The following is a 14,266-nucleotide window of genomic DNA, read 5'->3' as shown; positions in this document are numbered from 1 at the left end:
GGCGAACCGCGGCTCCTACGGCTTGCCCTTGTCGCTGCTCACGTCACCCTCGCGCGGGTAGCTACCGCAATTGCCACGGCCGCGAAGGCCAGGGCTGGGACCAGTACCCCGGCCTCACGAACACCGCGCGCCTCTTCGCCGCGCCGGGGGGGACGCGAATACTGGGTGGAGCCGCACCTCTACGGCTTGACGAGCCCTCGCTGGGGCTCCCCCATGCCGTCCATGGGCCACCTGCAGGACGTGGAGCTGGTGGCCGTGCTCACCCACTTCAGCAACACACCGCCCGCCGGCGCACACTTGTACGTCCCGGCGGACAGCGCCGCTCAGGGCCTGCGCTCAAGCTCCACGGCGCCGGCGAGCCACCGCGCCCACCAGCAGCGCCACCCCCGCAGCGCCCAGCGCACCCGGCGCCGCTGCACAGCCATCGGAGTCGCGGACGTCCCTGCACGTCACCTCCGCGCTGATGGCGAGCCGCTGGTCCACGCCGTCCACGCGCACCGTGTAGGCCTGTTCGACGAAGCGCTCTCTCTCGAACTCCTCCCTGCCGAAGATGAAGCCCGCCTCTCCACGTGGCGCGAGCGCCTGGGTGCACACGCTGTCCGGACAGCTCGACAACGGCCAGTCGACCAGCGTCACCGTCTGCGCACAGGCGTTGCGCACGTTGCTCAGTCCGCAGCTGACGGACGCGCGGAAAATGAGGCACGGCACCTCGGAGACGACGCTCTGGTTCGACGTGGAGCACGCGCACGGCTCCGACTCCGCCCGGGCGATTCCCGACAGTCCCAGCGCACTGGCGCAGCCCAGCCAGACCATCATGCGCCGGGCGCGAACAAGCATTCCTTGCATCGACTGCTCCCAACCCGATTGCGCCGGCCCCGTCCGCGGCGCGCATCCTGTCCCGGACACGGCCGCACGCCAAGTCACCGTTGCCGGGTAATGGGTATCTCCTCCACCGCGCTACTTGGTTCCGAAGAGCCGGTCACCCGCGTCGCCCAGGCCCGGGAGGATGTAGCCGTGCTCGTCCAGCCGCTCGTCGATGGCCGCGGTGTAGACGTGGACGTCCGGGTGGTGCTCGCGCAGGTTCGTCAGGCCCTCCGGGCACGCCAGCAGACACACGAAGCGCAGCGAGCCGGGCTTGCTCTTCTTCAATCGCTGGAGCGCGGCCACCGCCGAGTTCCCCGTGGCGAGCATCGGGTCGCACACCACCACGTCCCGGTCCGCGAGCTGGCCGGGTACGCGGTAGTAGTACTCCACCGGCGACAGCGTCTCCGGGTCCCGGTACAGGCCGATGTGCCCCACGCGCGCGGAGGGCACCAGCTGCAGCATCCCGTCGAGGATGCCCTGCCCCGCGCGCATGATGGCCACCAGCACCAGCTTCTTGCCATCCAGCACCGGCGCCATCGTGCGCGCCATGGGCGTCTGGATGTCCTCCTCGCGCACCTTGAGGTCTCTCAGGGCCTCGTAGGCGAGCAGCAGTGAGATTTCCTGGAGCAGCGCCCGGAAGGAGGCGGTGCTCGTCTCCACGCGGCGCATCTGCGTGAGTTTGTGCTTCACCAGCGGGTGGTCCACCACCGTGCAGTTCGGAAATTCCATTGCGTCCTCCCGTCAGAACACCGTGCCGTCACTGTCCACGCGGATGGGCGGCCCACCCCCGGGACGCCGCTCCGCCGCCACGCGCCGGCCCGCGGTCCACGTGCCACCCTGGAGCACCTTCCCCAGCGGCAGCTCCTCCGCGCTCAGGCCCAGCCGGCCACGCACCAGCGCCGCCACCCGGTCCAGCAGCGCCACCGTCAGCGCGCGCCACTCCACGATGGGCTCGTCACCCGGGTGAAAGGACTGAGTGAAGAGGCGCGGCTCCCGAGGCGACAGCACGCCCAGGTCCACCAGCAGGCCGCCGTTGCGGTACTCGGGCAGGCCGGTGAGGCCATCCAGCTCCGTCACGACCACGCCCGCATCGGACAGCGGCTCCACCAGGGAATACGTCATCCACTGCGACAGCTTGTGGAAGGGCACCAGCGCCTCCAGGCTCTCCACCGACCCCAGCGCGGGATGCGGCCACACGTCGCCCAGGTTCACCGCGTCCACCATCACCCGGCCCGGCCAGATGGGGCCCAGCACCTCCAGCACTAGCCCCAGCAGCTCCGCGGCGCGCACGCTGCGCTGCTGCGCGGTGATGATGTCCAGCAACGCACCCGGCCGAGGCAGCACCTTCGCCAGCCCGTGCAGCAGGTGCAGCCGGCCCTCCAAGCCATCCACCGGGTTGGTGTCCGTCACCTGCATGCCCTGCGCGAGCGCCTCACGCGTGAGCCGGCCCAGCGCCTCCGCGTCCACGCGCAGCGGCCGGTCCGGGTCCGATGAGAAGCGCCCCTCCATGAACATGCGGAAGCTGGCCACGGCCAGTCCCTCGGAGCGCGCCCACGTCTTCCCGCCGGCCTCCTGGTAGCGCCACTGCGGACCACTGCCCGCGTCCAGCAGTACGCTCACCACCACCAGGTCCAGCTTCGCGCGCGCCCGCTCTTGGAGAGAGGCGTCCTTCAGCCGCGCCTCCAGCTCCGCCAGCCGGGCCACGCCGCCCACGTCGAAGTGGCGCCAGCGGCTGTGCAGCGGCACGTCCAGCGTGGGGTAGTGCTCGCGCGTCACGTGCAGCACCGTGTCCACGACGATGGGCAGCCGCGACGGCTCGACACGGAAGTGCTCCAGCTTGCCCGCCAGCCCCAGGTCCAACAGCTGGTGGCACCGCTCCCGGATGGCGGACGGCGTGCGCAGCCACGCAACGGCGGGAGAGAGGTCCGACCTCGCCAATGCGGAATCAGACATCGAGGTCCCGTCCCTTCACCTGCGCCAACCCCGCAGCGTCCGCCACCGGCCCTTGCGTGAAGTAGCCCGCGGCCTTCTTCGCCTCCATCTCCACCTTCGCGTCGGCGGGGATGAGCTCGTCGGGGATGGGGACGCGCTCCAGGATTTCGATGCCTGAGCGCGTAATCGCGTCGTGCTTCATGTCGCTCATCGACACGAAGCGGTGGATGCGGGTGATGCCCAGCCAGTGCAGCACGTCCGGCATCAGCTCCTGGAAGCGCATGTCCTGCACGCCGGCCACGCACTCGGTGCGCTGGAAGTAGGTGGCCGCGGAGTCGCCGCCCTCCTGCCGCTTGCGCGCGTTGTACACGAGGAACTTCGTCACCTCGCCCAGCGCCCGGCCTTCCTTGCGCAGGTAGACGATGAGCCCCGCGCCGCCCGCCTGCGCCGTGCGCACGCACTCCTCGATGCCGTGCGCCAGGTAGGGCCGGCAGGTGCAGATGTCGCTGCCGAACACGTCGGAGCCATTGCACTCGTCATGCACGCGCGCTGTCAGCGGCACGTCCCGGTCCGCCAGCGTCTCGATGCCGCCGAAGACGTACAACGTCAGCCCGCCGATGGGCGGAAGGAAGACGTGCAGGTCCGGGCGCGTAATCAGCTCCGGGAACATGCCGCCCGTCTGCTCGAAGAGGCCGCGGCGCAGCGCGCTCTCCGTCATGCCGAAGCGCTTCGCGATGCCCGGCAGGTACCACACCGGGTCCACCGCGGCCTTGGTCACCTTGATGTCGCCGTTGTCGCGCAGCAGGTCCCCGTCCGGCTTCAGGCGCCCGGCCTCGATGGCGTCGCGCACCTCGGGGAAGTTGATGTGCGCCTTGGTGACGGCGATGGTCGGCCGGAAGTCGATGCCCTGCTCCGCGAAAGGCCGGAACGCCTGCGGCGCGATGGCACCCCACGGGTCCAGCGAGACGATGCGCTGCGGGTCGCTCCACGACGGATGCGGCCCCACCTGCGCGGCGGGCGCGGTGTTCTTCAGGTCCGCGCGGTGGTCCTGCGGCAGCATGCCCGCGGCCACGGCGAGCGCGCGGTACACCGCGTACGCGCCGGCATGCGTGCCGATGACGTTGCGGTGCCCGGCCTCCGTCAGCGTGGCCACGACGGGGCCCCGGCGCGTCGGCTCACCGGCTCCCCAGTGGATGGGGACACTGGGAACGTCGCCATCCGGGTGGGAGGTGAGGCGGATGTGATTGGGATTCTTCTTCTCGGCCATGGGAGCGCCCTCCTTGCGGGCGCGAGAGCAAAGTCGGGGTGCGGGGGGCGGTGCTTCGCGTCGTGGGGCGCGCTTCAGCTCATCCACGAGCCATCGGTCCGGGCCGACCACTTGCGGGTGACCTTCTTCACCTGCGTCCAGAAGTCGAGGCTGGACGGCCCGGTGATGTCCCCGTGCCCGAAGCGCGAATCGCCCGTGCCACCGAAGGAGAACGGCTCACGCGGAACAGGGACGCCCACGTTGACGCCCACCATGCCGGCACGCACGCCCTCCACCACCGTCTGCGCCACCCCACCGTTCGTGGTGAAGATGGACGCCGCGTTGCCGTAGGGCGACGCATTCTCCACCGCCAGCGCCGCGGACAGCGTGGGCACCCGGACGATGGAGAGCACCGGGCCGAACAGCTCGCGCCGCGCGGCCTCCATCTCCGGGCGCACGCCGTCCAGCAGCGTGGGGCCCAGCCAGTTGCCACCGGCCCACGGCTCGCCCTGCGGCTTGCGTCCACGGCCGTCCAGCAGCACCCGCGCGCCCTCGGCCTCGGCGCGAGCAAGGGCCGTCTCCAGGCGGTCCAACGAGCCCCGGTCGATGAGGGCGCCCATGTCGGGGCCCACCTCCAGCTTCGCCGCGCGGCGGACGACTTCCTGGAGAATGGACTCCACGTTGCCCACCGCGAGCAGCACGCTGGCCGCCATGCAACGCTGGCCCGCGCAGCCGGTGAACGAGTCCACCACCGCCTGCGGCGTCAGCTCCGGGTCCGCGTCCGGCACGACGATGAGGTGGTTCTTCGCGCTGCCCAGCGCCAGCACGCGCTTGCCGCGCTTGCAACCCTCCGCGTACAGGTGGCGCGCCACCGCGGACGAGCCGACGAAGCCCACCGCCTGCACGTCCGGATGCGCCACCAGCGCGTCCACCGCCTCCTTGCCGCCGTGCACGACGGAGAAGACACCCGCGGGGTAGCCCGCCTCGCACATGAGCTCGCCCAGCGCGCACGCGGTCAGCGGCACCTTTTCCGACGGCTTGAGGATGAAGGCGTTGCCCAGCGTGACGGCGATGGGGAACATCCACATCGGCACCATGGCCGGGAAGTTGAAGGGTGTGATTCCGGCGACCACGCCCAGCGGCTCGCGGCGGTACTCACACGAGACGCCGCGGCTGACTTCCAGGTGCGCGCCCGTGTCGAGATTCTGGAGGGACAAAGCGAAGTCGCAGACCTCCATGCCCTTGAGCAGGCCCGCGCGGGCCTCCGCCACCGTCTTCCCCGCCTCGCTGGCGGCCAGCTGGGCCAGGGAGTCCAAATCCCGCTCGAGGAGCTGACGGAAGCGGTACAGGTACTGCGTGCGCTCCCGCAGCGGGGTGTCCTTCCAGGAAGACGCCGCTGCCTTCGCGGCCTCCACCGCCTGGGCGACTCCCGATGCGGGCGTGAGGGGAACCCTGCCAATGACGGTGCCCGTGTAAGGGCTCCGGACATCGAGGTGCGCCGCACCGGGCGGCACCTGCCAGCTTCCTCCAACGAGGTTACGGCACGAGACAACGCTCCGCGGAAGCTGGATGAAGGACACGCACACCCCCCAGGTGTCTGGCGTGAAGAAATGGCCTGCCATTGTAACCAGGGGAATGGACTGACATGCAACCCAGGGGTCCCCGAGGGTGCCCTCGGACACGCCCAATGGTAGACATCCAGGTGCCTGCTCTGTCAGGTAGCGGACCCATCTCTCGGACAGGTGTGAGGGATTGCGTTCAGTGGGCGTCGGGCGCGGTCAGCAGGCCGCGCAGCCGGGCGATGGTGGCCGTGTCATCGGCGTCCAGCGTGAGGCCCAGGACCTGGACCTCGTCGTACAGCGCGAGCGCGTAGTGGAAGCGGGAAGTGGCCGTGGCGGCGTCGCCCTGCTCGGCGATCAGCTCTCCGTCCTCGGCGACCAGGCGCGCGAGCACCTTCACGCGCGTAGGGGAGCCCAGCAGTCGCGCGGTGGACATCGGGTCCGCCATCAGCAGCGCGGTGTACTCCATGCCCAGCGTGGACAGCGCCGTCTCCTGGATGAGGCGCTGGGCGTCCGCGAGCTTCTTCTCCCGGCGCGCCTTGATGATGCGGGCCAGCGCGGCGGCGAACTCCTCGATGAGCCGCTCGATGTAATCCTTGCGAAGGGACATGGCGGCCTGAAGGTAACCGCGGAGCGGGGGGCGTGCACGCCCAGGCCTTCCGTCGGCGAGGGTCCCATGACTGTGCGACGCCCCCATGCGCTCTGGCTCCTGCTGGCCGTGTCCCTGCTGGGCTGTTCGACCGTTGCGCATGACGAACGCCGGAGAGGACCGAACGAAGACCAGGAGGTGTGTCGCCCCTCCGACGACGCTCCATGTGTCGCGGTCCAGTGCACCCTCGACGTGTGCGGGCTCTACTTCTGCGAAGACGTTGCCCCTGAAGTCCAGCCGGTGCGCTTCCCTCCCGCACGCCCTCCAGTCGCAGCCGCGCCAGGAAGCGGGCCCCGCCGGAACTGGGGACGCGACACGAAGCGCTCGAACGGCGCTGTACCCGTCATGGTCTTTCCGAACTGGAATGGGGCTCGTGAGCGCGCAGTCCCGCCCTCACACCAGCGTCCAGCCGGCCGCTTCGAGAAGCACCACATCTTCCCGCAGGCCGAGCTGCTCGCCAGGTGGTTCGAGCGGCAGGGCGTCAAGATTCACAACTACACCCTCCCGATTCCCCGCGACCTCCACCGGAAGATTCACGGCGGCGATGGCCGGGGTGGCGCCTGGAATCAGGCTTGGCGCGACTTCATGCTGGCCAATCCCAGGGCCACACCTGAGGAAATCTATCGACACGCGGGGGAACTCATCTACCGCTTCCAACTTCTGGGCGGCCCCATCCAGTCGTACTACTCCCGCCCTGGAACATGAGGACTTCGACGCCCCGATGACACGGTTCTTCTGGCTAGGCGAGGACGCGACGGTCGCATCGAACCAGGGCGGCTACATCGATGCGTGGCACAAGTGGGGCCTCCCAGGAGTGCACTGCCCCATGTGCGGCGCCACGTGGAGTGATGTGGGGCACGACTATGCCTGCGTCGACCTGTCCCACCTTCCCGAACGCGAGATGTTCGAGCGACCTCGCCCGGAGCCGCTCCCGGAGTTCGCACGACTCCGAGAGCTGGTGCGCCCTCTGGCACCTCCGCATGCGGCCCTTCCCCCTGGAACAGGCTTCGGTCCATTGACGGGCAAGGGCACGGGACGTTTCGGCCTCATCGCCTGGGTCGAGCAACTGCTGCTGCTGGTCCAGCCCGATGTGTTGGAGCGCCTTCAAGGGGAAGGCGTCGAAGGACTGGTGGGTTGCCGGACGGAGCTGACGTTCCGTCAGAAGAACCCACCCGCGTTCCTGGAGCTCCAGATTGAACCTCTGGGCCGCCTGCATCCCGACTGCATCCCCCCCGAGGTACCGCCTCCATGCGGGACATGCGGCCGGCATGGCTTCACGCGCCCGGAAGCGCCCATCCTGGATGCCGCCTCGATCCCCTCGGGAGTCGACCTGTTCCGGGTCGGCAACTTCGCGACCATGGTCGTTGGGACCGAGCGATTCATGGAGGCCGTGCGGCGACAGAAGCTCGACGGCATCACCTTCCGCGAGCTGCCCACCCGTTGACACCCGGACGAGGCACTGCACGCCTCTTCTGTTTTCAAGTGTTCGTCCCCTGCATCCCCACGGCGCCCCAGCTGACAGGCCACACACGTCGGTGACGACCGACACCGGCCTGGTGCGTAGGCAGCCATGCGAACAGCCTGGAACATGGGCCTGATGGACAAGCGCGGATAGAGTCGCGGACCAGGTGCATCGGCCATGAGCATGAACGACAGCGGCAGAGGACGCGCAGGCACGGGCAATCGCGAGGATGACGCCGTCGGCACCGGCCCTGGGTCGCGGCGCGACGACGCTCCACCCGTTCCCCAAGTAGGGCGCTACTTCCTCCTCAAGCGCCTGGGACAAGGCGGCATGGGCGTGGTGTACGCGGCCTATGACCCGGACCTGGACCGCAAGGTGGCCCTCAAGCTGCTGCACGCGGACTCGCGCACGGACTCCGAGGAGGCCCGGGCACGGCTGCTGCGCGAGGCGCAGGCCATGGCGCGCGTCTCGCATCCCAACGTCATCCCCATCTTCGACGTGGACGTGTGGGGTGACCGCGTCTTCCTCGCCATGGAGCTGGTGGACGGCGGCACCCTGGCCTCGTGGGTGAAGGAGGGACAGCGCTCCTGGCGCGAGGTGCTGGAGTCCTTCCTCGCCGCGGGCCGGGGGCTCCAGGCCGCACACGAAGCCGGGCTGGTGCACCGCGACTTCAAACCCGCCAACGTACTGGTGAGCAAGGCAGGCCGCGTCTTCGTCACCGACTTCGGCCTGGCGCGGCCGGTGGGCACGCTTCCCAAGGAGGAGCCCCTCTCCGAGGACTCAGAGGCCTTCATTCCCTCCGAGCGGCGCATGCTGGACACGCCCCTCACGGAGGCGGGCCTCATCATCGGCACGCCCAGCTACATGTCCCCGGAGCAGTTCCGTGGAGATGACCTGGACCCGCGCTCGGACCAGTTCAGCTTCTGCGTCGCGCTGTACTGGGCGCTCTACCGTCAGCGGCCCTTCGAGCCCGCGAAGATGGAGGCGTATGCCTCCTCGCGGAAGCCCCAGGTCCAGCCCGTGGTCGAGGCCACCGAGCCACTGCACGTGACGGCCCCCCTGGAGCGCGAGGCCCCCAAGCCCCTGCCGCCGCCCGTCCTCATCCAGGAGCCGCCGCGCGACGTGAAGGTCCCCGCCTGGGTGAAGCAGGCGATGATGCGCGGACTGTCGCTGGACCCGTCCGCGCGCTTCGCGTCCATGACGGAGCTGCTGGGCGCCCTGTCGCAGGAGCATCGCTTCACGAAGCGGCGGCGCTGGGTGGCGGGCGCGAGCACCGTGGCGGCGGGCGTGGCCCTGGTGGGCGGCGTCCTCTACCAGCAGTCACAGGTCTGCGCGGCAACGGGCGCGCGCATGGATGACGTCTGGAGCCCGGCGGCGCGGCAGCAAGTGGAGGCGGCCTTCCTCGCCACCGGCAAGCCCTTCGCGCAGGAGCTGGCCGGCAAGGTGTCCCAGGTGCTGGACGGCTACGCGAGCGCGTGGAAGCAGCAGAGCACCGAGGCCTGCGAGGCCACCCACGTCCACGGCGTGCAGACGGAGGAGCTGCTGACGCGGCGGACAGTGTGTCTGGCGCGGCGGCACAAGGACGTGCGCGCCACGGTGGCGCTCCTGTCCAGCGCGGACGCGGCGCTGGTGGAGAAGTCGGTGGACGCGGTCCACGCCCTGCCCTCGCTGCACGAATGCGAGGACGAGGAGTCCCTGGCCGAACAGCAGCGGCTGCCCTCGGACGCGGCGAAGCGCGCCGACATCGAGAAGCTGGAGGAGCAGCTCGCGGGCGTGAAGGCGCTGGTGGACGCGGGCCGCTATCCGAAAGCCTTGGAGACGGCGCGGGCGCTGGAGGCACCGGTGCTGGCCACCGGCCACCTGCCGCTCACAGCCGAGCTGCGCTTCCACCTGGGCTGGCTCCAGGAGCAGAACGGCCAGTCCCCCGAGGCCTCGAAGCAGCTCTTCCACGCCGTGCGCGACGCCGAGGCGGGACGGGCGGACCGGCTGAAGGTCGCCATCCTCAACAAGCTGCTCTACGTGGAGGACGGTCAGCAGCACTTCACCCAGGCCTCGGATTGGGGCGAGCTGGCACACGCCACTCTCCAGCGCCTGGGCGGCGAGCCCGTGCTGGAAGCCGACGTGCGGATGAACCAGGCCAACCTCGCGGTGTCACAGGAGCGCTTCGAGGACGCGCGCACGCTGCTGGAGCAGGCCAAGGCGCTCCAGGCCCGCGCCCTGCCCCTGGGCCACCCCAAGCGCGCGCGGACCACCTTCCTGCTGGGCGGCGTGATGCTGGACCTGGAACAGCCCGAGAAGGCGGTGGAGCTGCTGGAGGAAGCGCTGACGCTGACGGAGGCCGCGGTGGGCCCCTGGCATCCGGACATGGCCCAGCGCCACGGCATGCTGTCGCTGACGCTGCGCGAGCTGAAGCAGGACGCCAAGGCCCTGAAGCACGCGCAGGCGGCGGCCCAGGTCCGCAAGGCCACGCGGGGCGAGACGAGCGTCCTGTACGCGGAGGCCCTGGACGAGGTGGGCATGTGCCTGCACGCGATGAAGCGCTACGACGAGGCGCTGAAGGCCTACGAAGAGGCGCTCTTCATCAAGCGCGCGGCGCTGCCCGCCGACGACGAGCGGCTCCAGTACTCCTACGACGGCGTGGGCCAGGCCCTGCTGGAGCTGGGCAAGGCGAACGAGTCGGTGGCGCCGCTGCGGCAGGCCGTCTCCTTCGTGTCGGCCCCGCCCGACGTGCTGGCCGAGTCCGGCTTCGCCCTGGCTCGCGCCCTGTGGATGACGCAGCAGCCCCCGGCGGCGCGCGGGGAGGCGGCCCAGGCCCGGGCGCGCTTCACCGAGGCCGGCATGGAGGCGCGGGTGGCGGACGTGGACGCCTGGCTCTCGACGCTGCCGCCCGAGCCTGCCCCCCGGCCCGCGGGTCGCAAGCCTCGGCGGTGAAGTCGCCACGGACCCAACGGGTGGCGGGCCGCGTCGACCGTGTTAGCGTCCCGCCCCCGTGGCCCCGTCGAACGAAGAGGATCCCGCGCTGGACCCGACGCTGACGCTGAGCCGCGCGCGGCAAGGCCGGGTCCGGCTGAAGTTGATGGTGCTGTCCGGCCCCGAGTCCGGCCAGAGCCATGCGCTCACCAAGCCCGAATACGTGCTGGGCAAGGCCCCCACGTGCGACATCGTCCTCACCGACAAGACGATTTCCCGCGAGCACCTCAAGCTGACGGTCCACGACGAGCACGTGGTGGCCACCGACCTGGGCTCGCGCAACGGCTCCTCGTGTGACGGCCGCCGCTTCACTGAGTTAGAGCTGCACCCGGGCACCGTCATCACCCTGGGCACCACCGAGCTGAAGCTGGTGCCGGAGGAGACGGCGAAGCGCACGCTCCTGCTCTCCAGCCGCGACCGCTTCGGCGCGCTGGTGGGCAACAGCCGCCGCATGCGCGAGGTGTTCACCCTGCTGGAGCGCCTGTCCCCGGGCGGCGCGGACGTGCTCATCCAGGGCGAGACGGGCACCGGCAAGGACCTGTGCGCCGAAGCCATCCACCAGGCCAGCCGCCGCGCCAGTGGGCCCTTCGTCATCGTGGACCTGGCGGGCGTGGCCCCCTCGCTCATCGAGTCCGAGTTGTTCGGCCACGTGAAGGGCGCCTTCACCAACGCCCAGAGCGACCGCGCCGGCGCCTTCGAGCGCGCCCACAACGGCACCGTCTTCCTGGACGAAGTCGGCGAGCTGCCGCTGGAGCTCCAGCCCCGTCTGCTGCGTGTGCTGGAGCGCCGCCAGGTGAAGCGCGTGGGCGCCAATGACTACGTCACCGTCAACATGCGCGTGGTGACGGCCACCCACCGGGATTTGGAGGACGCCGTGCGGCAGGGGAAGTTCCGCCGCGACCTCTACCACCGGCTCGCCGTGCTCCGCGTGACGATGCCCTCCCTGCGCGAGCGCCCCGAGGACATCCCCCTGCTCATCGACACCATGCTCGAGCAGACGGGCCGCCCGCCCAGCGCCCTGTCGGACCAGACGCGCGCGCTGCTCACCCAGTACCCCTGGCCCGGCAACGTGCGCGAGCTGCGCAACGTGGTGGAACAGGTGGTGAACCTGGGCGAGGAGGCCCTCCCGGAGCTGGAGTCCGCCGACAGCGAGCGGGGCCACAGCGCGGCCGACCTGGACCTGCCCTTCAAGGAGGCCAAGGAGCGGCTCGTGGAAGGCTTCGAGCGCGACTACCTCCGCAACCTCCTGGAGCGCTGCGAGGGGAACATCTCCCGCGCCTCCCGCGAGGCCGACATCGACCGCGTCTACCTCCGCAAGCTCCTGAAAAAGCACGGTATCGAACCGAACGGCGGCCTCTGAGCGCCGCGGAAACAACTTTCTCCAGAGTTTGGAGATAACCTCGGATTGGAGCCATGCGGGCTCCGCCCATCCCCCAGGGAAGACCGCCCATGCGAGTGAACCTCTTCCAGTCCATCGCGAGGCCCTCGGAGACCCGGCCGCAGCAGAGCGTCCCGCCCGCCGCGTCCGGCCCCGCCCAGGCCCAGGCTCCCCAGCAGCCGTCCGTCCCCGACGTGGTGGCCCGGTACTTCACCGACAGCTTCGAGGCCGCGGACGCATCGGAAGTCATCAAGCAGACCAAGGACGCCAACTGCGGCGCCGCGGTGGCCACCCTGCTGTCGCGCACCGCGGGCAAGGACTCCGCGTCGGCGGCGCAGAAGATGGACGCGCTGGAGTCGCGCTTCACCGACGGCGGCGGCACGACCCCGGAGGAGCTCGCGAAGATGCTCGCGCACGAGGGCCTGGAGGTGAAGAAGGGCACCTCGAACTTCGACATGCCTTCGGTGAACGAGGCGCTGGCCCGCGGGCAGCAAGTCGTCGTCCAACTGGACACCAACCGGCTCGCCACGGGCGTGGACTCCAAGGTCGCCGGCGGCTCGCACTGGGTCGTCGTCGACGGCATGGACGACAAGGGCAACTACCAGGTGAAGGACACGAACACGGGCTCCAAGTACTCCGTGTCCGGTCAGCAGATTGCCGACTCCGTGGGCTCCGCGTGGGAGCTGCACCAGGGTGGCGGCATGCTCGTCGTCGGCGACCCGCAGAGCGCCATGGACGAAGGCACGCTGGTGGAGAAGAGCTCCCTCCACACCAGCGTCCTGGGCAACACCGACGGCGGTGGCTCCCGGGCTCGCGGCAGCTTCGGCCGCGAGTCTTCCTGAGCCTCCCGCCGCCGTCCTACCTGCCGGCCTCGACTACGCCGGCAGCGTGCCCTGGCCCGAAGCCAGGGTGCTGGCGAACTGATTCACCTTCTGCACGTACATGGCGTCACCCGTGCCCGCGGGAATCGCGTGCGGGTTGCTCTTGTCCACGCCGTTCGGACCGGAGTTGTAGGCGCGCAGGGCCAGGTCCCAGTTCCCGAACTGCTCCTTCATGTCCTTCATGTAGCAGGCACCCGCGAGGATGTTCGTCGCCGGGTCGGAGAGGCTCTTGCCCTGCAGCTCGGGGTACTTGCCCTGCAGCTCCTTGAAGGTGTTGGGGTTCACCTGCATCAGCCCGGTGTCCGTCAGGCCGTTGCCACCGTTGGTGGACGTGGCGGCCACGTCACCGCGCGACTCCGCCCACACCTGCGCGGCCAGCATCTCCACCGGCACGCCCGTCTTGGCCGCCGCGGACTCGAGCGCCGGACGCAGCTTCTCCAGCGCCGGAGGCAGGTTGCCGCCCAGGCTCGCGCCGCCGGCACCCGTGTTCGCGCCCACCGAGGGCGCCGCGCCGATGCCGCCCACCGGCGCGGGCGCGGGGCCCCCCACCGGCGTGCCCTCGATGCCACCCACCGGAGCGGGCGCGGGGCCACCCACCGACGACGCTCCCTCGATGCCACTCACCGGAGCGGGCGCGGAGCCACCCGCCGGCGGCGCCGACGTGAGGCCCTCCACCGGATCATTCATGAACGGAGACGGGCCCTGGGCGCTGGGGTTCAGCTCCACGGGAGGACGGCCACCGCAGGCCGACGCGGGCGAGAAGGAGCTGTCCGAGAGGCACTTGGACGGGGACGAGCCCTGGCCGCACGAAGCGCCCTGCGCGCCACCGGCCGCGCCGCCCTGCATGGCCTGCTGGAGCTGGGTGAGCGTGCTGATGATCGCCATGGCTCCCTCAAGCAGCTTTCCCACGGACGCGGCCTTGCCGCCGCCCAGGTCGAAGCCATCCTGCTGCATCCCGATGCGTCCCAGCGACGGCTTCTGGGCCGAGGCACCCGAGGGACCCGACAGCGACGCGGAAGGCCAGGAGACGGAGACATCCTGGGCCGGGGAGCGGACGGCGGAAGAGGCGGAGCCGCTGAGAGGAGAGAGGCGCATGGGGAAGTTCCTTCGGGGAGGGGTTGGAGGGCTGCTGTAGGCGACCCACGCACCAGTAGCAGCAGGTGTGCCAACCACCGGGAGCCCTCGTTCACCCGCCAAGTCATTGATTTCACTTGAGTCCCGGGAGCGCCCGCGCCCCGCGAGGCCCTGGCCCCTGGTGACTGCCGTCAGGGGGGCGGTGGTCGCAGTCACCAGGCTCCGTCCGGCAGCCGTGCCGACATGCTGGC

At 70.3% G+C, this 14,266-nt stretch carries 12 protein-coding genes; 5 read left to right on the top strand and 7 right to left on the bottom strand.

The window, feature by feature from the left end:
• Positions 1-336 precede the first annotated feature (336 nt).
• The 6 genes from OZ403_RS00505 to OZ403_RS00480 form a co-directional block, all read right to left on the bottom strand.
• Positions 337-846: an MXAN_0125 family MYXO-CTERM protein gene (locus OZ403_RS00505; RefSeq protein ID WP_237081680.1), complete on the bottom strand. Its 510-nt coding sequence runs from the start codon at positions 844-846 to the stop codon at positions 337-339.
• Between the two features lie 111 nt (positions 847-957).
• Positions 958-1,593, bottom strand: coding sequence for a uracil phosphoribosyltransferase (gene upp / locus OZ403_RS00500; protein ID WP_140786594.1), 636 nt, complete (start codon positions 1,591-1,593; stop codon positions 958-960).
• Positions 1,594-1,605: 12 nt separating this feature from the next.
• A complete protein-coding gene (locus OZ403_RS00495; protein ID WP_140786593.1) occupies positions 1,606-2,817 on the bottom strand; it encodes a DUF1688 family protein in 1,212 nt (403 codons plus the stop codon).
• Positions 2,810-4,063, bottom strand: coding sequence for a GTP cyclohydrolase II (locus OZ403_RS00490; protein ID WP_140786592.1), 1,254 nt, complete (start codon positions 4,061-4,063; stop codon positions 2,810-2,812). The genes OZ403_RS00495 and OZ403_RS00490 overlap by 8 nt, the downstream gene beginning before the upstream one ends.
• Positions 4,064-4,137: 74 nt before the next feature.
• Positions 4,138-5,664, bottom strand: a complete 1,527-nt coding sequence (locus OZ403_RS00485) for a CoA-acylating methylmalonate-semialdehyde dehydrogenase (protein WP_140852781.1) — start codon at positions 5,662-5,664, stop codon at positions 4,138-4,140.
• Positions 5,665-5,800: 136 nt separating this feature from the next.
• Entirely contained in the window at positions 5,801-6,211 is a 411-nt protein-coding gene (locus OZ403_RS00480; RefSeq protein WP_140786590.1) for a hypothetical protein, read from the bottom strand.
• Positions 6,212-6,277: 66 nt separating this feature from the next.
• Here OZ403_RS00480 and sitA6 point away from each other — a divergent pair, with 66 nt between their 5' ends.
• From sitA6 to OZ403_RS00455, 5 genes are all read left to right on the top strand, one after another.
• On the top strand, positions 6,278-6,955 hold the full coding sequence (gene sitA6 / locus OZ403_RS00475) for a SitA6 family polymorphic toxin lipoprotein (RefSeq protein ID WP_140796886.1): 678 nt from the start codon (positions 6,278-6,280) through the stop codon (positions 6,953-6,955).
• A 16-nt stretch (positions 6,956-6,971) separates the two neighbouring features.
• A complete protein-coding gene (sitI6, locus tag OZ403_RS00470) occupies positions 6,972-7,694 on the top strand; it encodes a SitI6 family double-CXXCG motif immunity protein (RefSeq protein WP_140796885.1) in 723 nt (240 codons plus the stop codon).
• A gap of 195 nt (positions 7,695-7,889) precedes the next feature.
• Positions 7,890-10,643, top strand: coding sequence for a protein kinase domain-containing protein (locus OZ403_RS00465; RefSeq protein WP_268783223.1), 2,754 nt, complete (start codon positions 7,890-7,892; stop codon positions 10,641-10,643).
• A gap of 58 nt (positions 10,644-10,701) precedes the next feature.
• A complete protein-coding gene (locus OZ403_RS00460) occupies positions 10,702-12,042 on the top strand; it encodes a sigma-54 interaction domain-containing protein (RefSeq protein ID WP_140786586.1) in 1,341 nt (446 codons plus the stop codon).
• 89 nt (positions 12,043-12,131) lie between these two features.
• Positions 12,132-12,902 (top strand): hypothetical protein, encoded by a 771-nt coding sequence (locus OZ403_RS00455; protein ID WP_237077904.1) that lies wholly within the window; start codon positions 12,132-12,134, stop codon positions 12,900-12,902.
• Between the two features lie 33 nt (positions 12,903-12,935).
• On the opposite strand, the gene OZ403_RS00450 is transcribed toward OZ403_RS00455, so the two are convergent.
• Positions 12,936-14,036: a lytic transglycosylase domain-containing protein gene (locus tag OZ403_RS00450; protein WP_268783222.1), complete on the bottom strand. Its 1,101-nt coding sequence runs from the start codon at positions 14,034-14,036 to the stop codon at positions 12,936-12,938.
• Positions 14,037-14,266 lie beyond the last annotated feature (230 nt).

Origin of the sequence: Myxococcus sp. NMCA1 (genome assembly GCF_026810205.1) — a bacterium.
Taxonomy (GTDB): domain Bacteria; phylum Myxococcota; class Myxococcia; order Myxococcales; family Myxococcaceae; genus Myxococcus; species Myxococcus xanthus_A.
The sequence above is the reverse complement of the archived record's forward strand: the minus strand, read 5'-3'. Positions and strand labels throughout refer to the sequence as shown.